Here is an 18,676-nt window from a genome sequence, read left to right on the forward strand (position 1 = left end):
AAGGGACAGAACGGCGCTACACCATAATGACAGTTCTTGTGTAACGCCGGATCAGGCGGTCCGGCAGTGCGTCGACAACAGTCGACCGGTGACGTGGTGCGCGACAGGCTGCTATCGCTGGGCGCTGTCGGTGGTGAGGGAGCCACCCGCCCTACCACGCTCGACGGCGGCCTGGGTGAAGGCGACCCGTCGTTGAACCATCGGCGCAGCCGACATGACGATCGCCGCCGCAGCCGCCACGATGCTCGCCGCTGCGGCCAGTGTCGTCCAGTCCGCATTCGGTCCACCGCCGTACGAGATGACGGCGAGTTCTTCGGCCAGCGGATGCAGCCACAGCATGCCGATCGGGCAGAGCAGCACCAGCAGTGCCCAAGCGCCACGAAGGTCGTTGCGCGCCGCCAGCCCCACGCCGACGAGCAACGTCACCAGGAAAAGTGCCGTCCCGGCACCGGGCAGGACCTGGACGGCGGGCCAGCCGTAGTACCCAGTGAGCACGTCGCCACCGCTACGGGCAAAAATCGCCGCTACGGGTAGAGCCGCGGCGGCGCCAACCACGGGCAGCAGGCGAAGCCACACGGGCGGCTGGCCGGGAACGCCGAGCGCCACCAGTCCGAGGCAGACCTGTGCGAGTAGTACGAACAGCGGAGGCCGGGACCGGTCGACGACGGCGGCAAGCGGTACGACGCCGACGGTGAGGACAAGGGCGAGACCAATCGTCAGGCGGGTCCATCGGCCGGGTGTCACCACGTGCACCACCGCGGCGAGCAGCCATGCCGCCCACACGCCGAGACCGAGCGAGACGGACGTGCCGTGCTGCTCGAAGCCGAACCACGCCGTCGTCCACGGATTGAGCTCCAGTACGGCCCAGCCGCCGGCAAGAGCCGTGGCGGTCAACAACGCCAGCGTCGCGGCCAGCCGCACTCCGGGGTCGATTCCGGTGGCGCCGATCCCGCGTAGGCGCTGGCGTAGCCCGCCGCCGGCTACGTCAATCACGTCGGCGATGGACGGCCACCGCCGGTCCGACGAGGACAGGGCGAGGTACGTACCCACGATCTCGGTGCCGCGCGCGTCGCGGTAGCCAGCCGGATAGAAGATCGGACCAGTCGCAGATAGCGGCGTTCCAGGTCGCTCATGCGATCCCTCCGTTGAGTCGAGGCGTGCCTCGACGGGTACGTGTGTTCAACCGCGCGGTCGCGGCCTCGACGTTGCGGCGCATCCGCTCGGTCTCGTTGGCGAGCAGGTCTCCACCGTGCTCGGTGAGCCGGTAGTAGCGGCGCAGCCGGCTGTCCACCACTTCCTCCCGCTCGACGGTGACCAGACCCGCGTCGAGCAGCCGGTCGAGGGCGCCGTAGAGCGTGCCGGGGCGCAGCGACACGCGGCCGTCGGAAAGCCGGGCTACCTCGGTGATCAGTCCGTAGCCATGAAGCGGCTCCGCGGCCAACGCCGTGAGGATCAGGAATGTGGGTTCGCGTACTGGTGTCTCCACGCCATCAATATATCGGGTGCGAAGATATAACGTCAGAGTCATGAGGAGGGTCGTCGCGCACAGCGCGACGGCACTGCCGTCCGGTTTGGCCGTGCCGCCACAGGCCCCTGGTCGGCGCGTTCTGCTGCCCGCAGGCAAACTCGCTGAACCCGCGGGGCAGCAGCACGTTCTGCCGTACCGGGAATGTCAACTGCCGCGGGACAGGACCAGGAGGTCCAGGGCGTCAACCACGGGACCGGTCTCGGACTGCGCCGCCGCGCGCAACCGGGCCAGGCCCGCGGCGTGCTCGTCGTCGTTGATCAGTTGCAGCGGGGTGTGCGCCTCCCGGCGCAGCGCCGCCGCAGCTTCGCGGAGGGACGCCGCGCTCACCTGCGGGACCTGTTCGAGGCCGACGGTGCCGAACCCCGCCGCGGCGAAGGCCGCCTCGACGTCAGCCACGCTCGGGTAGCCGTCGAGCACGCGGACGGCTTCGGGAAAGTAGCGGAACAGGGTGATCGCCTGGTGCCGGCCGGCGAACGCGGCGCGGATCAGCACCCGGCCGCCGGGGCGCACGACCCGGCGCAGCTCCCGGGCCGCGCGGGCCAGGTCCGGCACGTGGTGGATGACCGTGGAGATCCAGGCGGCGTCGACGCTGCCGTCGTCGAGCGGGATGCGCTCGGCGTCGCCCGGCACCACCGGCTGGAACACCGAGCGGGCGCGCATCGCCTCGGCGGGCTCGACCGCGATGACCTCGATGCGGTCGTACCAGGCGGTGAAGGCTCGTGCCCACATCCCGGTGCCGGAGCCCAGGTCGAGCAGCCGCATGCCCGCCCCGGGATCCAGGTACCGGGTCACCGCCTCCCGCCAGGCCGACAGCCCGTCGTCGCTCAGGTGCCGGGAGGCCTCGAACGCTGCGGCGCCCGCAGTGTCGTACGCGATTCGCGCCATGCCTGTCACCCAACTGCTGGACATCCGAGGAGGCAAGGGTGCGGCGGTGTGACGAATCGCCCACGCCGAAGGGCCGCCGGTCGGACGGGGCTTACGTAAGGTCGGGCCATGGGCGCGGACTCCGCTGTGCGGCGCTGGCTACGGCAGCGTGGAGCTGAGACGATCCCGCACCCCGGCGGCACTCTCTACAGCCACCTGTGCCGGGTGCACGACCGCCTCGCTGAGCTGGGGTGTGGCGTTGACGCGCAACTGGCCGGTCTCGCGCACGCCGTCTACGGCACGGACGGATTCGATGTGACGCTGCTCGACCGGACCGACCGAGCCACGCTGCGGAAGCTTGTCGGCGACGACGCTGAGGCATTGGTCTACCTGTACGGGGCATGCGACCGCGGGCGGACCTGGCGGAAGCTGGCAGAGACCGGTGAGGTCGTCGACCGCTTCACCGATCAGCGGTGGCACTTGAGCCCCGGCCAGGTGCAACCCTTTGTGGATCTCAGCATCGTCAACGAGCTGGACGTCATCGAGCAGGATCCTGCTACCGCCGACAGGTACGGCGAGTACTTCCGCTCCCTGTTCGCGGCCTGGGCACCGATCGCTTCTCCGCAGGTCACCAGCGAGGCGCAGCGACTCCTCGGCGAAGGTGACCGAAGCTCTTCGGCGTAGGCCCAGGCTTGACGGTCCGTACCGGCACCAGAAGACCGCAGTCGGTTCACGATGCCAGCAATCCGCCCCCCGTGCCGCCCACTGCGGATCGTGGTCGAACACCACCTGGATGAGGCCGACCACCCGGCCGGTCGCGTCGGCGTCGGCGTCGGTGAGGCGTAACCGCACGGCGGTGTCCCGTTCGTTGTGCCGGTGAGACGACGCTGGCGGCTCGGGGCGGGAAATCGATGTCGCTGACGAGCGGTGATCGGTACGAAGATCGGGTGCCCGTCCTCGCGCTCTCCACCGCCGTCCTGCTGCTCGGCATCGCGGACTCGATGGTCAATTCCTACCTCGTCCTGTTCGGCGCCGATGCGGTCGGACTGACGCCGCTGCAGATCGGCGTGTGGGCCTCGGTGGCCGCCATCGCCGGGATCACGATCAGCTGGTGGCTGGGACGGCTGTTCGACCGCCGGCCCGCGCGAACGTACGCGATCATCGTGATTCTCCTGGGCGCGGCGGGTTACCTGCTGCTGCCCGAGGTCTCGAGCTTTCCCGTGCTGCTCCTAATGGCGGCGACGGTGCTGGGGGCGATGGGGGCGGCCTTTCCGCAGCTGTTCGCCCTGGCCCGCGCGGTGTTCGGCGAGGGCGCCGGGCGGCGTTCCGCGCCGCTGCTGCGCTCGGCCTGGTCCCTCGCGTGGGCCGTCGGGCCGTTGCTGGGCACGCTCGTGCTGTCCAGGGGTGGCTATTCGTGGCTGATGTGGACGGCCGCCGGGGTGTTCGTGGCCGCCGCGCTGACCGTTGTCGTCGTGCCGCGGCCTCGGTCCGTGGCGGTTGCGAACGCGTCGCCGGGCGGCACGCCGATCCTGCTCACCGTGAGCGTCACCCTCTTCTTCACCGCGATGTTCGCGGGCGGTCTGGCGCTGCCGCTGTACGTCACCCGTGCCCTGCATCAGCAGCCCGCGTCGGTCGGCGTGCTGTTCAGCGCCTGCGCCGCGGTCGAGGTGGTGGCCACGCTGGGGTTGGCCGTCGTCCCCGCCCAGGTCGATCAGCGAATGCTGATCCTGGGCGGCTTCGGCTCGCTCACCTGCTATCACGTGCTGACCGTCGTGTCCTCGGGCCTGCCGATGCTCCTGCTCGGGCAGGTCCTGCGCGGCGTGGGGATCGCGATCGTCGGGGCGGCCGGCATCCGCTACTTCCAGGACGTCCTCGCCCCGGCGACCGGCCGCGCCACCACGCTCTTCGCCAACGCGTCCACCGCCGGGCTCCTGGTTTCCGGCATCCTGGCCGGGGTGGCGGTCGAGCACTTCGGCTATCGGACGACGCTGCTGCTCTGCGCGGTGGCGGCCGCGTCGGGCGGGGTCGCTTTCGGCCTGGGTTCCCGCCGCCGGGTCGGTAGCCGGGGCCCGGAGAAGATACCCAGTAACGCTTGAGGGGTACGCGACCAGCGCTCCGCAATCCTCGGGGAGAGCCGGGTGCGTTGGTTGCTGGCGTCAGCTGCCGAGGCGGCAGTGGGGCACCGATCCGGGTGGGGCGCGGTGCTCGCGCTGCCGGTTCTCCGCCAGCGCCACGTCGAGGAATGCACCCACGCCGACCTGGGTGGCGTCGGCCAGGCGGTGGATCAGGAGGAGTCGGCGCCGCAGCTGTTCGGGCGTGCCGGCCACTTCGACCGCCGGCGGCCGGCGCGCGCCGAGCTGGTACGACCTCCGGTGCGTCCCGTCGCTGCGGGGCGGCGGGAGGTCGGCGGCGGGTGCGATGAGGAACGGCCAGAGCTCCTCCCAGGTCGGGTCGAGCTCCTCGACCAGCAGGGCGGCAGTGTCCTCGAGGACCCGGCAGGTCCACGGGTGGGGCAGCCGGGACAACCGGCCGACGGCGGCCCGTACGCCCGCCTCGTCCGAATCGTCGGCCGCGCGTACGCCGGCGACCACGGCGTTCCACAGTTCCTGCTCCGCCGGGGACGGCGGCTGTCTCAGCACCATCTCTGCTCCGCTTCTGGCGACTGTCCGGGTGCGGCGACCGTGATCCCGGCTGGTTCGAGGGTGGCCGGCACGGGCCCGTAGGAGGGCGAGACCCGTGCCGGCCGCGGTGATCACCCCAATCACCGTTCTCCCGCCGGCGCCGGGTCGACCGGATGGTGTCCGGGAGACCTGCGCCGGCGAGGGTCCACGTCGGACACCGTCTGCCGGGTGTCCGGGTGGCGAGCCGGGATTCCGCGATCCCGGGAGTCGCCAAGGTGAATCAAGTATGCGATATCTTTAACGAATTATGACGATTTGAAACGCCGGGAGTTCGCGTGTCGGATCGTCAGCGGAGGGCGGTCATGTCGGCCTCCCGCCGGTCGGTGTGGGCAAGCGGATGCTCCGCCGGCCTCCGCGCCGGGCGCCGCGCGTCCGGGCGTACCGGGCGCGTCCAGGGCAGCAGCCGGGGAGCCCGTCGAGCGCTCAGGTCCTCGATCCAGCCGAGGGCCAGCAACAGGCCGGTGAGCAGCACCAGCGCCACCGCCAGGTAGCCGAGCTGACCGATCCGCCAGATTCCGGCGAGGTCCCCCACGGCGAAGCAGACCGCGATGGCGGCGTTGTGCCAGAGGTAGATGGTCAGGGCGCGGCTGTTCAGCGCCGTGACCAGGCGGTCCAACGGTCCGATCCGGGCCAGCCAGCCCATCGGCGGAGCGCCGCGCAGCAGCACCAGCACCACCCCGAGCGACCAGAACGCCTGCGCCACCGGGATGTCGTTGAGGTCGCGACCGGCCGCCGGGTGGGTGAGGACCCAGCCGGCCGCGATGGCGAGGCAGAGCGCCGACACGGCCAGCAGGGCCGGCAGAGCGATCCGCCGCAGCCGCCCGTCCCGGTGCGCGAAGCCCGCGATCCAGCACGCGCCGAAGGTGGCCAGGTCGGTGAGCACCGACTCGGCCCGGGAATCCGTCGTGGACACCGCCGTCTGCAGCAGCAGCACACCGCCCAGCGGGACCAGCACCGACCACACCGGCCACCGCCGGTACAGGGCCAGCAACACGGGGGACAGGAGCACCAGCCAGAGGTACGTGACGAGGTACCACAGCACGCCGGTCACGTCGACCGCCCAGCCGCTGCCCGGCGGCTGCACGAGCGGAACCACCCAGGCCAGCAGCGCCGGCCAGGCGGGCCGGTCGGACCAGCCGTGCCACAGCATCAGCGGCACCAGCACGAGCCCCAGCGCCCAGAGCGCCGGCAGCAGGCGGCGCAGCCGGCTGCTGACCGCGCGCTCCGGGGAGCGGTCCAGCGAGGCGGCCATCAGCGAGCCGCCGAGGGCGAACATCACCCCCATCGCGGGGAAGGCGAAGCTCAGCCAGGCGGCCCCGAACATGTGGTACGCGATGACCCGACCCAGCGCCAACGCCCGCAGGGCGTCGAACCAGCGGTCCCGTCCGCCCGGTGCGGCGGCGATCGGCGTCCCGGCGGGACGGGTGTGCCCCACCGCGTCACCGGCCCGCTTCAGCTTGCGCCAGCCCAACCGCCGGCCGGTCAGGGCGGTCAGCAGGGACCGGGCCAGCACCAGGTACATCAGCTGCCGGTAGGCGAACTGCTGCAACGGCAGGGCGAGCAGCGGGCGGACCGGTTCCCGGTCGAGCCGGAAGGCGATCAGGGCGGTGGCCGCCTGCACCGCGAGCATGACCAGCCACGCCACCGCCGTCTTGCGGGTGTCCAGGAAGAACAGGCCGTAGACGGCGAGCAGGTCGAGCACCGGGCCGAACAGCGGGAGCACCACGCCGAAGAGGGCGAGCATCGGCAGGCCGAACCGGCCGAACCGGCCCGAGGCGCCCCGGTCGAACACCGCGCCGCGGTGCTTCCACATGGCCTGGAGGGTGCCGTAGCTCCACCGGTAGCGTTGCCGCCAGAGGTCGCTCAGCGAGGCGGGCGCCTCGGTCCAGGCGCGGGCCCGGTCCTGGTACACCACCCGCCACCCGGCCCGCAGGATCGCCATGGTGACGTCGGTGTCTTCGGCCAGCGTGTCGCCGCTCATACCGCCGATCATGGTGAGGGCGCGGCGGCGGAAGGCGCCGATGGCGCCGGGCACGGTGGGGATGCAGCCCAGCATCTCGTAGAAGCGGCGGTCCAGGTTGAAGCCGACGACGTACTCGATGTGCTGCCACTGCCCGAGCAGCCGGCGCCGGTTGGTCACCTTGACGTTGCCGGCCACCGCGCCGATGCGCGGATCGGTGAACGGCTCGACCAGCCGCCGGATCGCGTCCGGTTCGAAGACGGTGTCGGCGTCGACGGTGACGATGATGTCGTGTGACGCGTACAGGAGGCCGGTGTTCAAAGCGCTGGCCTTGCCGCCGTTGGGTTTGCGGATCACCCGGACGCCGGGCAGGCCCAGCGCGTCGACCAGGTCGGCGGTGCCGTCGGTGGAGCCGTCGTCGACCACGATGACCTCGATGCCGGGGTGGTCGTTGGCCACCAGCGACCGGACCGTGGCGACGATGCCGGCGCGTTCGTTGTACGCGGGCACGATCACCGACACCGGCGCGCTGGTCACGCCCCAGGGCCAGCGGTGCGCCCGTCGGCGCCGGGCGAGCCGCCTGGCGAGCAGCAGCAGTGGCAGCGTTCGGGCCAGCACGAGGATCCCGACCCCCACGAAGAGCAGGGTGAGGCCGCCCAGGATCAGGTCCGCCAGCCGGATCGCCCAGTTGACCGGGGCTGCCCGCCAGTGGTCCATCGTCGACGCCGGGACGTTGCCAGCGAACAACGGGCCCGGTCCCGCCTGGTTCATGCCACCGCTGACGGTGGTGAAGGTGTAGCCGCGGGCCTGCATCAACGGGATGAATCGGTCCAGCGCCGCGACGGTCTGCGACCGGTCGCCGCCGGCGTCGTGCAGCAGGACCACGGCCCCGGCGTCGCCCACCGGGGTCAAGTTCCGCACGACGGCGTCCACGCCCGGTCGGGCCCAGTCCTCGCCGTCGAGGTCGTTGACCACCGACAGGTAGCCGAGCCGGGCGGCCTCGCGGATCACCGGCCAGTTCGCGTCGTCGACCGCGCTGGGCACCGACGAGTACGGGAAGCGCAGCAGGCTCGTACGCACCCCGGCGGCGTGCACGATCGCCATCTGGGTCTGTGCGTACTCCATCCGCCGCCGCCATCCGGGCAGCAGGGTGACGTCCGGGTGGGTGAAGGTGTGCACGCCCAGCTCGTGGCCCTCGGCGGCGATCCGCCGGACCAGGTCCGGGTGGCGGGCGACCTCCGCGCCGATCACGAAGAAGGTGGCCGGGGCCCGGTGCCGGCGCAGGACATCGAGCACCCGCGGCGTCCAGACCGGGTCGGGTCCGTCGTCGAAGGTCAGCGCGATGGTCCGCGCCGGCAGCCGGTACGCGCGCGGCGGGTCGCTGCGGGCGTCGAGCACCGGCCCGCCGCGCAGGACCTCCGCCGGCACGGAGCCCTGGTCTTCGGCCGCGCGCACCTGGTCGGGCCGGAACCGGTTGTTGGCGTACGCCTCGACCAGCAGCACGGACCCGACCACGAGCGCCAGGGAGGCGCAGACGAACCGCCCGGCGAGGCGACCTCTCGGCCGGGTCATCCCGCGGTTCCGGCGTCAGGTGGTGACGACGGGGCGGGGTCGGCCGCCGGCGGCGGCGTGGGTGCCGCGGTGGCCGACGGTGCGGGCTTCTCGGGCAGCCGCACCGGCGGTACGGCCGGCACCCGCGGCACCTTCACCGGCGGCACCACCGGGGCGGGGATCCCGGCTCCGGCGACCGGCGGAGGGCTGGTCCTCCACGTCGCGGTCGGCCGGGGCGCGGCGAATGCCGGACCGGGTGCGTGCCAGGTGTCCCCCTGCTCCGGCTCGGGGCTCAGAGCGTCCGATGGGGATGGCGTGGGACCGGGCTGGATCGTCGGTGGGGTCTCCGGTGTGCCGCCCACCGACAGTCGGCCGGGCAGCAACGGCGCGGCGGGAGCGGGGAGCAGGCCGCTCGCGGCCATCGGCAGGTAGCTCAGGGAGGCCACGGCGACCAGCACGCCCGTGCGCCGGACCCGTCGGCGACGGGCGCCGGTCGCGTCCACGAACACCGGTTGGGCGGGCGGGACGGCTGCGGGGATGGCGGGTTGGCCGCCGGCAGCGGCGTCGAACCACGTGGGAGATGACACCCGCTGAGGTTATTGGTGAGGTTGTTACTAAATGTGCGGTTCTAAAGGTGTGGATCGCGCCGAATGTTTCACCATTCGCATATCCGGCCGATGAGGTTCTTTGACCCCAGAGGACGCAGTCGTGCCGCCACGGACCAAACAGGACGGCGGGGCACTTTCGTCATCGACGCGGCGCCGCCCCGGGTACCGACCCCGGAGCGGCGCCGGTGTGCTCAGCTCTCCGTACGATCGTCGATCTCGGTGTCGGACTCCCCGGGCCGGGCGCCGATCGCCTCCTCGGCGGCGCGCCCGCCGGTGCTCTCGTCGCCCAGCGTCAGGCTGCTGCGGGGCAGACCCGCCAGCCCGGCCGGATCCTGGATCTCGCCCTGCACGCCCCGGTCGTCCTGGCGGCGATCCTCGATCTCCGTGCCCGATTCCCCGGGCCGGGCGCCGATCGCCTCCTCGGCGGCGCGCCCGCCGGTGCTCTCGTCGCCCAGCGTCAAGCTGCTGCGGGGCAGACCGGACAGGCCCGCCGGGTCCTGCGTCGGCTGGTCCGGCCAGTCGGCGTTCTGCGCGCCGGCGCCACCGACGGACTCGCGGCGTCCGGCACCTCGCGCGTGGTACCGGCCGGCGTCGGTGCCCGGATCACCCGGGTCGGCCAGGCTCGTGTCGACCGGTCGGCTGTCCGGATCGGCCAGCCCGGCCCGGCGCAACATGTCGACAAGCTCATCGTGCGGCATGCGCTCGGTGTCCGTAATGCCGGCACCGCGCGCGATCGACCGCAGGGTGGTCAGGTCCTGATCAGCGAAGGTCTCGGCCATGCCGGTGGCTTCCCGCCGGGCCGGCAGCGGAAACCTGCGCCGCTCAGGCGCGTGCCCCGCCCAGGCCGAGCAGCACCGCCAGGCCCAGGGCGCTGCGCGGGGCGTACGGCACCCGCCACAGCCCGCCGTGCGCGGCCGCGTACGCCTCGTCCCGCCACGGGTGCTCGTGCGCCGGACCGCCGCCGGTGCGCAGGTCGTGCACCAGCAGGGCCGCCATCAGGGTGTTGCTGGTCGCCGGCTCGAACACCTCGATGCCGAACCGGTGCGCGCCCGCGTACGCGGCGGCCAGGACCCGGTTGCGCAGCACCGACCGGGTCCGGGTCGGCGGCGCCACGGTGAACGACACCGTCGCCCCGGCGTCGCGGGCCACCGCCGCCCGCCACCGTTGCAGCCGCTTGGCCAGCGCGTAGTTCGGCCCCTGCTGCGGCACGAGACTGTCGTTGATGCCCGGGTCGGCCTGCGGCGGATAGTTGCGGTGCAGCAGCCGGCCGCCGGAGAGCACCCGCAGCGACCGGCGGGCCGGACCCCGGGCGGCGTAGCCGCGTTCGGCGTGCGCGACGGCCTCGGCCGGGACGGCGTACACGTCGGTGGGGGTGGCCAGGAAGGCGAGCGCGACGTCCGGGCGTTGCTGCCGCAGGTGGACGGTGAGCGCGTCCACGGCGGTGGCGACCCGGACGTTGGTGGCGCCGTCGGCGTACACGTAGTTGCCCAGCACCAGCCGGCCGTCCAGGCCGCGCAGCCACGCGGCGGCCTGGGGGAGGCGGTGCAGCAGGTCCGCGCCGGCGCCGGCGGTCAGGGCGGCGTCGTCCCGGCCGGTGCCGGGACGCACCGGCAGGTGCAGCCGACCGCCGCGCCGGTGCGCGGTGCGCAGCACCCGGCGCCAGATCTCCGGGCGGGGCAGGTCGACCGCCACCACGTCACCGCCCCAGCGCAGCAGCGACGGCAACGGGCCCATCTCGGCGCCCGCGCCGAGCACCACCACCTGCTGGTCCCGCAGGTCCAGCCAGTCCGGGTTGGCCAGCACCGCGCGGACGGCCTCGGCGCAGCTCGGCTCCACCACCCCCGCGGCCACCCAGGCGTCGAGCCGCCGGCGCAGGTCGTCGCCGCGCAGCCGCTGGCCCCGGTACGGCACGGACAGCTCCCGCTCCACCTCGCCGGCCCCGACCACCGTGGCGGTCTCCAGCGGTTCCGCCTCCGCCAGGTCGAACGCCTCGCCCAGCGGCACTTCCGGGCCCCCGGCGGGCAGGTAGCGCATCCGCGCGTGCAGGGCGGCCAGCCCGTCCCGGGCGATGGTCAACGCCGACTCCCGGGCGGGCAGACCGGCCTCGACCAGCCGCCGGAAGTGTCCCAGGTAGCCGTGCCGCCAGTTGGTCTCGTGCTCGGCGGCGCGCGCACCGACCGGGTCGACCGCACGCAGCGCGTCGGCCACCACGGCCCGGCCCAGCGCGCTCGTGCTGCGCGTGCCACCGGTCTCGGGGAACACCACCCCGCTCGGCCCCTCCACGCTCACCCTCCTCGCGTCGTCCCGGACGCCGGGGCCCACTCTGCCCCATCCCGGGCAGGTCCGCAGCCGGGCCCGCCCGGGGCGAGGTAACGGCCCGCGCACGAAATGGTCACGGAACTCACGTTCGGGTCTCGGTCCGGGCGCCAGGCTCACGCTTGGGTCTCGGCTCGGCCACGGCGGGAGCCGCCAGCACGTCGGTCTGCGTCAATGACCGAAAGGGATCCGGTGCGCCCCGACCGGATCACCCACCCCCAACCCCGCCGGGAGGATCTGATGCTCCACTGGAGACGGTCACCGCTGCTGTTGGTGGCGCTGGTCGCCGCGACCGCGATCGGTGCCTGCACCGCCGCCGACACCGGCGCCCGCAGCGGCACCGCCGGGGCACCGCCCCGCCCGTACGACGGCACCCCCTGGTCGGGCGGCGCCGACACCTCCACCGAGCGGGACCCGCTGTCCACCTTCGCCGTCGACGTCGACACCGCCTCCTACGGCTACGCCCGGCGGCTCATCGCCGACGGCCGGCTGCCGGAGCGGACCTCGGTGCGGCCCGAGGAGTTCGTCAACTCGTTCCGCCAGGGCTACCCCGAGCCGGCCGGCGACGGTTTCGCGGTGCACGTCGACGGCGCCCGCCCGCCCCGCACCCAGGAGGGCGGCGACGGCACCCGGCTGATGCGGGTCGGGCTGCAGACCCGCGCCGAGGACCGGGCATCCCGGCCGGACGCCGCGCTCACCTTCGTCATCGACGTGTCCGGGTCGATGGACGAACCCGGCCGGCTCGACCTGGTCAAGGACGCCCTGCACACGCTGGTCGACCAGCTGCGCCCCACCGACTCCATCGCGGTCGTCGAGTTCAGCAGCGAGGCCCGGGTGCTGCGGGAGATGACGCCCGTCTCGGACGCGCGGCGGCTGCACGACGCCGTCGACTCGCTGCGTACCCGGGACAGCACGAACCTCGAGGCGGGCCTGGTGCTGGGCTACCGGGTGGCCCGCGACGGGTTCCGCGCCGGCCGGACCAACCGGGTGATCGTGCTCTCCGACGGGCTGGCCAACGTCGGCAGCACCGACGCCGAACCCATCCTGCGCCGGGTACGCGACGAGGCGGAGAAGGAGATCGCCCTGCTCGGCGTCGGGGTCGGCAGCGACTACGGCGACCGGCTGATGGAGCAGCTCGCCGACCGGGGCGACGGGTTCGTCGTCTACGTCAGCGAGCGCGAGCAGGCCCGGAAGATGTTCGTGGACCAGTTGCCGGCCGCCCTCAGCGTCCGGGCCCTCGACGCCAAGGTGCAGGTGAGCTTCGACCCGGCGGCGGTGCGCTCCTACCGGTTGATCGGTTACGACAACCGGGCCGTCGCGGACGAGGACTTCCGCGACGACCGGGCGGACGGCGGCGAGGTCGGCCCCGGCCACAGCGTCACGGCGCTGTACGCCGTCCAACTCGCCGAGGGCGCGCCGGCCTCGGCCCGGGCGGCCCGGGTGCAGGTGCACTGGACCGATCCGGGCGACCACCGGCCGGCCGAGACGTACCAGTCGGTCCGGGTGGCCGACCTCGACCCGGCCTTCGACGCCGCGTCGCCGCGCCTGCGCACCTGCTACGCGGCGGCCTTCTTCGCCGTGGCGCTGCGCGGCTCCGACGACGGCGCGCAGCCGCGGCTGGGCGACCTGGCGACGATCGCCGACGGCGCGGCCACCGCGACCGAGGACCCGGACGTGCGGGAACTGGCCCGCACCATCCGGGCGGCCGAGGAGCTGCGCCGGTAGCCCGGGCGCCGGTGTCGGGGTGAGGCCCTCAGCCGGTCCCGGCGCGCAGGCTCCGGGCCAGGGTGGGGATCATCACCGACGCCGCGACGAGGTGCAGCCCGAGGAGGGCGGCGACGGTGGCGGTGTCCGCCCCGGAGAGGAAGGGCGGGACCAGCGAGATCGCGGTCAGCGACACCGCCGTCCACCGGAACCGTTCGGCGGGGCGAGCGGCCCAGCGCAGCAGCGCGGCGGCGATGACCACGCCCACGATCGAGAAGAAGCTGGTCACCACGGCGAAGCCGGGCAGCGGGATCGCCTCCCCACCGGCGGGGATCTCGAAGTCGACGCCGCCGGCCCGGGCGAGCGCGGCGGCGAGGGTGGTGGCGGCCGTCGCCGCGAGGGCGGCGATCAGGCCGGTGCCGGCGAGCCGGCGGAATCGGTGGCCGCGGTGGGTCCGGCGCGGTGCCGGGCCGGCGATGGTGTCGTTCCTGCTGTTCATGGCGCTGCTCCCGGTCGGTCGCGGGGGTCGGAGTGGGTGGACGGGTGGGGGAGGGGCCTGGCCCGGGGTCACTCGGTGCCGTCCGCGGGCAGGCGTTGCGGCAGCCCGAGCCGCGGGAACTGGTCGGCGTGGAAGATGATGATCTCGGTGATCGCCCCGCCGGTGATGCGCAGCACGTCGATGGTCAGCGGCAGGTACCCGCCTTCCGACTCCCGCCAGTGGTAGAAGGCGATGGCGGGCTGCCGGTTCACCGCGGTGGGGACGGCGCGCAGTCCCGTCATGCCCTCGAAGCCGTCGGCGATCCAGTTGGTCACCACCGCGTCCCGGCCGACCTGGAGGCCCGGCGTGGGTGGCATCGCGCAGCGGACGTCGTCGCGCAGCAGCGTGGTGAGCGTGGCGATGTCGGTGGCTACGCTGGCCTCGGTGAAGCGGCGCACCAGCTCCCGCGTCCCGGCGTCATCCTCGGCGCCGGTCCAGTCCTGCCGCTCGGCGGGCAGGTGCTCCCGCATGCCGGCGCGGGCCCGCTGCAGCGCGCTGTTCACCGAGTTGACGGTGTCCCCGAGCAGCTCCGCGACGTCCCGGGCCGGCCAGCCGAGCACGTCGCGCAGGATCAGCACGGCCCGCGGGCGCGGCGCGAGGTGCTGGACCGCCACCAGGTACGCCAGCTCGATCGTCTCCCGGGCGAGGGCGACGGTCTCCGGCTCGTCCGCGTCGGCCGCGGGCAACTCGTCGAGCAGCCGGTCCGGGTAGGGCTGCAGCCACCGCACCTCGCCGCCGGTCGCCGGCTCCGGGCGGCGCCGGGCGAGCAGGTCCAGGCAGGTGTTGGTGGCGATCCGGTACAGCCAGGCCCGGAACGGCGCGCGCCCCTCGAAGGTCTCCCGCCGCCGCCAGGCGCGCAGGAACGTCTCCTGCACGGCGTCCTCGGCGTCCTCGAACGATCCGAGCATCCGGTAGCAGTGCACGTGCAGCTCCCGCCGGTGCCGCTCGGCCAGCCCGGAGAACGCCGGCTCGTCGACCTCGCCCAACCCGCTCACGCCCAGCTCCTCCAGCCGTGTGTCCAGCCTCATCCCGGGCCATCCTTCCGTCCCGTCGTGTCCTGTCACAGGTGTGACGGGCGCGGGCGGCACAACTCATCACCGGGCGGGCCGGCCGGGCGATGCCGGCCCTTTATGCTGCCCATATGTGACGGTTCGTAGGGTCAGGTCCATGCGCGTGTCAATTGTCGAGGACCAACCAGTTCGCCGGCCCACCCCGGCCTCCGCCGGAAAGCGGCAGCGGGCCACCAGACTCGCCGGCGCCGCGCCGTCGGCCAGCCCGCTGCGGCTGCCCGGCCCGGCGCGCGGGCCCCGCCCGGAACCGGGGACGCCGCGGTGACCGGCGCCGAGCGGGGACAGCTGGACACGGCGGAGATCCGACCGGCCGGTGGCGGTCGGGCCGGCGGCGCCGGGGCGTGGGGCGCCGGCATCCGCCGGGCGGTACGCGCCGCCGCCCGGCCCGGCCCCTGGCGGCGCGGTCGGCTGCTGGCCGCGGCGGCGCTGCTGCTGGGGCTGGTCCTGCTGCTGCACGCGAGGATCCCCAACCGGATCGGGAACCTCGGCAGCCTGGTGGAGACGTTCCTGCCGTGGTTCGGCCTGCTCATCCCGGTGCTGCTGGCCGGGGCGCTGTGGCGCCGGTCCGCCGCCGCGGTGGCCGCGCTGCTGCTGCCGGCCCTGGTGTGGCTGAGCCTCTTCGGCGGGCTGCTCGGCGACCGGTCCCGGCCGGGCGGCTATCTCACGCTGGGCGAGCACAACGTCGGCGCGGAGAACCCCGATCCGGCCGGCACCGCCCACGACCTGGCCGCCTCCGGGCTGGACGTGCTGGCCCTGGTGGAGCTGACCGAGCAGGCCCGCGGCACGTACGAGGAGGCGCTGGCGGCCGCGTACCCATACCACACGGTGCAGGGCACGGTCGGGCTGTGGAGCAGGCTGCCGCTGGCGGACACCCGGCCGGTCGACATCAAGATGGACTACGGGCCGCTGGCGGAGACCAAGCCGCCCGAGGTCACGATGTCCTACACCCGGGCGTTGCGCGCCACGGTGAGCACCGACCGGGGTCCGTTGACGGTGTACGTGGCCCACCTGGGCTCGGCCCGGGTCAATCCGCGGGCGGGGTTCTGGACGACCCACCGGGACCGCAACGCGCAGGCGCTCGGCGACGCCCTCGGCGCCGAGCGGAGCGAGCGGGTGGTGCTGCTCGGCGACCTGAACGGCACCACGGACGACCGCGCGTTCGCCGGCATCACCGGGCACCTGCGCCCGGTCCAGGACGCGGCCGGGGACGGCTTCGGCTTCAGCTGGCCGGCCTGGTTCCCGGTGGTGCGGATCGACCAGATCCTGGTCCGCGGCGTGACGCCGACCAGTTCGTGGGTGCTGCCGGCCACCGGCAGCGACCATCTGCCGGTGGCCGCCAAAGTCAGCTGGTGAGCGTCGCGTACGCCGGCGCACCAGCGGCGGGCGGCAGCTGCGCCGGCCAGCGGCCGAGCGGGCCGGTCAGCGCCGGGCGAGCTTCGGCGGCTGCCTCGGCCGGGTGCCCTCCGGATCCACGCCGACCCGCACCGCGAACCGGGGATCGACGGCCAGCAGCGGGCGCGGCCCGAACAGCGCCATCGCGGTCAGCAACTCGTCGGTGCCGCGCTCGCTCCACGCCGGCCGCAGTTCCGGGTCCAGGTCGGCGTGCGCCCGGCGCATCCGGCGCAGCAGCCGCCGGGCCGCCGCCCCGGTCTCCGGCACCTCACACAGCCACCAGCCGCCGAGCGCGGTGGCCAGGCAGCACAGCAGCAGGCCGGCCACCGAGGCGGGCCCGCCGGCGTCACGGCCCTCGACGGCGCTGTCCACCAGCCGGGTCAGCCCGACCGCGGCGACCGCGAACAGCGGCAGCGTGCCCAGCGCGACGCGCCGCCGCTGCGCCGGGGTGAGCAGCCAGCCGTCGCGGACCAGCCGACCGACCAGGCGGCGCAGCGCCCGGCCGACGTGCGGGTCGGCCAGCGTCGCGGCCCAGGTCTGCGGCCGGCGCAGCGCGGCGTGCAGGGCCCGGACCAGCGCCGCCGAGCGGGGCGGGAGCGGGCCGTCCACCGACAGGGTGCCCAGCTCGCCGAGCTGCGCCACCCCCGCCCGGCGCAGCACCGCGACGCCCACCTGGCAGGCCAGGCCGGCCCGGTCGGTCAGGTACGCCAGCTCGATGGTGTCGGGCCGTTCGCCCCGGGCGCGGCGGCCGGTCAGCTCGCGTACCGCCAGGGCGATCGCGAGCGCCGCGGCGACCGCCGTGACGTAGTCGAGCAGGAAGAGCGGTCCGCTGACACCCCAGAGCATGGCGCCAAGTATCGCGCGGCGGCGCGGAGCGCCGCCGCCGGCCGACCACCATGATCAGGAAGCGTGCCGTACCTCGGTGTCCCAGATCTGCGACCACGGTCGCGGCATGCCCCGGCAGACGAAGATCGGCAGGCCGTTCTCGTCGTTGTCGACCGCCACCCGCTGGTCGACCCGGCCGGCCTCGGTGACCTCCGTGAACCAGGTCCGCAGCTGGTCGGGGCGCTCCCAGCCGACGGCGATCACCACGTCGGCGCCGTCCGGGGGCCGGCCGAAGCGGGTCATGCTGTTGTGCCCCGAGTACGCCCGCGGCAGGCCCCGGGCCGGGCCGTACCGGGCCAGCGCCCCGGCCTCGCCGTAGTTGCCGGTGAGCAGCACGGCCCGGGCCTGCTCGGCCGGCGGCAGGGCGCGGTGCACGGCGGCCATCGAGTCGGCGAACGCCGGCCAGCCGATGGTCTCGCCCGCGTCGTAGTTGACGTCGACCACGAAGCCGGGCAGCCGCTGCGCCGGCAGGGTGGGCAGCAGCAGCACCGCGCTGCCGGCGAGGGTGACCGCGGCGCCCACGGCCAGCAGGGCTCGCCGCAGGGGCGCGCCGCGCCGGGCGGCCCAGTCGACGGTCACCACGGCCCCGGCGGCGGTGAGCACCAGCAGCAGCGGGGCGTCGTAGTAGCCCTTGCCGCCGACGAGCAGCACCAGCGCGAAGACCACCAGCCAGGCCCAGCCCAGCGCCCGGTACGCCGCCCAGGCCGGCCGGCGCAGCAGCGCCACCAGCCCGGCGACCCAAATCGGCGTCGCGTACGGGCTGATGATCATCAGTTGCAGCACGGCCGCGTCGAGCCGGCCGCTGTAGGAGCTGTCGCCGCCGGCGATCGAGGCGGCCACCGACAGCTGCGGGAACCCGTGGGCGGCCTGCCAGGCCAGGTAGGGCACGGCGAACAGGGCGGCCACGGCGGCGCCGGCCAGCACCCAGCGGTCCCGCAGCAGCCGGCGCGGGCCGGCGATCGCCACCCCGGCCAGCAGGCCGATCCCGAGCAGCCCGGGCAGCAGCTTGTTGAGCAGGCCGACGCCGAGCGCGAGGCCGATGCCGAAGGCCCACCGGGTGTCCCCGGTGCGCAGCATCCGGACCGCGCACCAGGTCGCGACGAGCCAGACTAGCAGGTCGACCGTGGTGGTGCTGAGCAGGTGCCCGCCGGCCAGCACGATGCCGGCGGTGGCGGCGAGGAACGCGGCGAACAGTTGGGCCGCCCGGCCGGCGCCGACTTCGCGGGCGATGGCGGCGACCAGCACCACCGCGGCCCCGCCCAGCAGCGCCGACGGGGTACGCAGCACCACCAGGTTGCCGGGCGCGACGGTGTCGGCGAGCCGGGCCAGCGCCGGCACCAGGGGCCCCTGGTCGACGTAGCCCCAGTCGAGGTGCCGGCCGCAGAGCAGGAAGTACAGCTCGTCGCGGTGGTAGCCGTACCGGCCGGCGAGCAGCAGCAGCACGGCGCTGGCGGCGAGGCCGAGCAGCCACGGCCCGGCGGTGCGCGGCCCGGCCGGCGGCGTCGGGGACGACGGCGCCGGGGCGGGGCGGTCGAGGTCGGTGACGGGTTCGGCCACGCCGTCCATCATGGCCCTCCGC

15 protein-coding genes and 1 pseudogene are annotated in these 18,676 nt (G+C 74.2%); 4 read left to right on the plus strand and 12 right to left on the minus strand.

Annotated features, from left to right (window positions below):
• Window positions 1–111: 111 nt before the first annotated feature.
• The 3 genes from AB0I11_RS16405 to AB0I11_RS16415 all read right to left on the minus strand — a co-directional run bounded on the left by AB0I11_RS16405 (window position 112) and on the right by AB0I11_RS16415 (window position 2,413).
• The gene (locus AB0I11_RS16405; protein ID WP_357320181.1) at window positions 112–1,050 is read right to left on the minus strand and encodes a hypothetical protein; all 939 of its coding nucleotides are present in this window, start codon (window positions 1,048–1,050) and stop codon (window positions 112–114) included.
• 79 nt (window positions 1,051–1,129) lie between these two features.
• Window positions 1,130–1,486, minus strand: a complete 357-nt coding sequence (locus tag AB0I11_RS16410; protein ID WP_357320184.1) for a helix-turn-helix transcriptional regulator — start codon at window positions 1,484–1,486, stop codon at window positions 1,130–1,132.
• Between the two features lie 186 nt (window positions 1,487–1,672).
• Window positions 1,673–2,413, minus strand: coding sequence for a methyltransferase domain-containing protein (locus tag AB0I11_RS16415; RefSeq protein ID WP_357320187.1), 741 nt, complete (start codon window positions 2,411–2,413; stop codon window positions 1,673–1,675).
• A gap of 108 nt (window positions 2,414–2,521) precedes the next feature.
• Here AB0I11_RS16415 and AB0I11_RS16420 point away from each other — a divergent pair, with 108 nt between their 5' ends.
• Together AB0I11_RS16420 and AB0I11_RS16425 are read left to right on the plus strand one after the other, a co-directional pair.
• Window positions 2,522–3,076, plus strand: coding sequence for a DUF6817 domain-containing protein (locus AB0I11_RS16420; RefSeq protein WP_357320190.1), 555 nt, complete (start codon window positions 2,522–2,524; stop codon window positions 3,074–3,076).
• Window positions 3,077–3,303: 227 nt separating this feature from the next.
• Window positions 3,304–4,488, plus strand: a complete 1,185-nt coding sequence (locus AB0I11_RS16425; RefSeq protein WP_357320192.1) for an MFS transporter — start codon at window positions 3,304–3,306, stop codon at window positions 4,486–4,488.
• Between the two features lie 60 nt (window positions 4,489–4,548).
• On the opposite strand, the gene AB0I11_RS16430 is transcribed toward AB0I11_RS16425, so the two are convergent.
• The 5 genes and pseudogenes from AB0I11_RS16430 to AB0I11_RS16450 all read right to left on the minus strand — a co-directional run bounded on the left by AB0I11_RS16430 (window position 4,549) and on the right by AB0I11_RS16450 (window position 11,475).
• Window positions 4,549–5,034 carry a hypothetical protein gene (locus AB0I11_RS16430; RefSeq protein WP_357320195.1) on the minus strand — a complete coding sequence of 162 codons (486 nt, stop codon included), beginning with the start codon at window positions 5,032–5,034 and terminating at the stop codon, window positions 4,549–4,551.
• Between the two features lie 325 nt (window positions 5,035–5,359).
• Window positions 5,360–8,605 (minus strand): glycosyltransferase, encoded by a 3,246-nt coding sequence (locus AB0I11_RS16435; RefSeq protein ID WP_357320198.1) that lies wholly within the window; start codon window positions 8,603–8,605, stop codon window positions 5,360–5,362.
• A complete protein-coding gene (locus tag AB0I11_RS16440) occupies window positions 8,602–9,171 on the minus strand; it encodes a hypothetical protein (protein ID WP_357320200.1) in 570 nt (189 codons plus the stop codon). Before AB0I11_RS16440 ends, AB0I11_RS16435 begins: the two co-directional genes overlap by 4 nt.
• A gap of 455 nt (window positions 9,172–9,626) precedes the next feature.
• Window positions 9,627–9,971 (minus strand): annotated as a pseudogene (locus AB0I11_RS16445) (hypothetical protein); the annotation flags it as partial.
• Window positions 9,972–10,014: 43 nt separating this feature from the next.
• The gene (locus AB0I11_RS16450) at window positions 10,015–11,475 is read right to left on the minus strand and encodes a hypothetical protein (RefSeq protein WP_357320203.1); all 1,461 of its coding nucleotides are present in this window, start codon (window positions 11,473–11,475) and stop codon (window positions 10,015–10,017) included.
• Between the two features lie 273 nt (window positions 11,476–11,748).
• Here AB0I11_RS16450 and AB0I11_RS16455 point away from each other — a divergent pair, with 273 nt between their 5' ends.
• The gene (locus AB0I11_RS16455; protein WP_357320205.1) at window positions 11,749–13,233 is read left to right on the plus strand and encodes a von Willebrand factor type A domain-containing protein; all 1,485 of its coding nucleotides are present in this window, start codon (window positions 11,749–11,751) and stop codon (window positions 13,231–13,233) included.
• Window positions 13,234–13,261: 28 nt separating this feature from the next.
• Here AB0I11_RS16455 and AB0I11_RS16460 read toward each other — a convergent pair whose 3' ends face one another.
• Window positions 13,262–13,711 (minus strand): DUF6069 family protein, encoded by a 450-nt coding sequence (locus tag AB0I11_RS16460; protein WP_357320209.1) that lies wholly within the window; start codon window positions 13,709–13,711, stop codon window positions 13,262–13,264.
• A gap of 68 nt (window positions 13,712–13,779) precedes the next feature.
• On the minus strand, window positions 13,780–14,778 hold the full coding sequence (locus tag AB0I11_RS16465) for an RNA polymerase subunit sigma-70 (RefSeq protein WP_357320212.1): 999 nt from the start codon (window positions 14,776–14,778) through the stop codon (window positions 13,780–13,782).
• Between the two features lie 303 nt (window positions 14,779–15,081).
• On the opposite strand from AB0I11_RS16465, the gene AB0I11_RS16470 reads away from it, so the two are divergent.
• Window positions 15,082–16,173 carry an endonuclease/exonuclease/phosphatase family protein gene (locus tag AB0I11_RS16470; RefSeq protein WP_357320215.1) on the plus strand — a complete coding sequence of 364 codons (1,092 nt, stop codon included), beginning with the start codon at window positions 15,082–15,084 and terminating at the stop codon, window positions 16,171–16,173.
• Between the two features lie 66 nt (window positions 16,174–16,239).
• On the opposite strand, the gene AB0I11_RS16475 is transcribed toward AB0I11_RS16470, so the two are convergent.
• Together AB0I11_RS16475 and AB0I11_RS16480 are read right to left on the minus strand one after the other, a co-directional pair.
• The gene (locus AB0I11_RS16475; protein WP_357320218.1) at window positions 16,240–17,058 is read right to left on the minus strand and encodes a TIGR04222 domain-containing membrane protein; all 819 of its coding nucleotides are present in this window, start codon (window positions 17,056–17,058) and stop codon (window positions 16,240–16,242) included.
• Between the two features lie 54 nt (window positions 17,059–17,112).
• Window positions 17,113–18,654, minus strand: coding sequence for a glycosyltransferase family 39 protein (locus tag AB0I11_RS16480; protein ID WP_357320221.1), 1,542 nt, complete (start codon window positions 18,652–18,654; stop codon window positions 17,113–17,115).
• Window positions 18,655–18,676 lie beyond the last annotated feature (22 nt).

The sequence above is a fragment of the Micromonospora sp. NPDC050495 genome, from assembly GCF_040655175.1.
In the GTDB taxonomy this organism is placed as follows: Bacteria; Actinomycetota; Actinomycetes; order Mycobacteriales; family Micromonosporaceae; genus Micromonospora.

Excerpts from the sequence above, each read along its gene's own strand:
- AB0I11_RS16430 (WP_357320195.1), bottom strand. The coding sequence starts at position 5,034 with ATGGTGCTGAGACAGCCGCCGTCCCCGGCGGAGCAGGAACTGTGGAAC.
- AB0I11_RS16465 (WP_357320212.1), bottom strand. The coding sequence starts at position 14,778 with ATGAGGCTGGACACACGGCTGGAGGAGCTGGGCGTGAGCGGGTTGGGC.
- AB0I11_RS16420 (WP_357320190.1), top strand. The coding sequence starts at position 2,522 with ATGGGCGCGGACTCCGCTGTGCGGCGCTGGCTACGGCAGCGTGGAGCT.
- AB0I11_RS16425 (WP_357320192.1), top strand. The coding sequence starts at position 3,304 with ATGTCGCTGACGAGCGGTGATCGGTACGAAGATCGGGTGCCCGTCCTC.
- AB0I11_RS16415 (WP_357320187.1), bottom strand. The coding sequence starts at position 2,413 with ATGGCGCGAATCGCGTACGACACTGCGGGCGCCGCAGCGTTCGAGGCC.
- AB0I11_RS16475 (WP_357320218.1), bottom strand. The coding sequence starts at position 17,058 with ATGCTCTGGGGTGTCAGCGGACCGCTCTTCCTGCTCGACTACGTCACG.
- AB0I11_RS16435 (WP_357320198.1), bottom strand. The coding sequence starts at position 8,605 with ATGACCCGGCCGAGAGGTCGCCTCGCCGGGCGGTTCGTCTGCGCCTCC.
- AB0I11_RS16460 (WP_357320209.1), bottom strand. The coding sequence starts at position 13,711 with ATGAACAGCAGGAACGACACCATCGCCGGCCCGGCACCGCGCCGGACC.
- AB0I11_RS16455 (WP_357320205.1), top strand. The coding sequence starts at position 11,749 with ATGCTCCACTGGAGACGGTCACCGCTGCTGTTGGTGGCGCTGGTCGCC.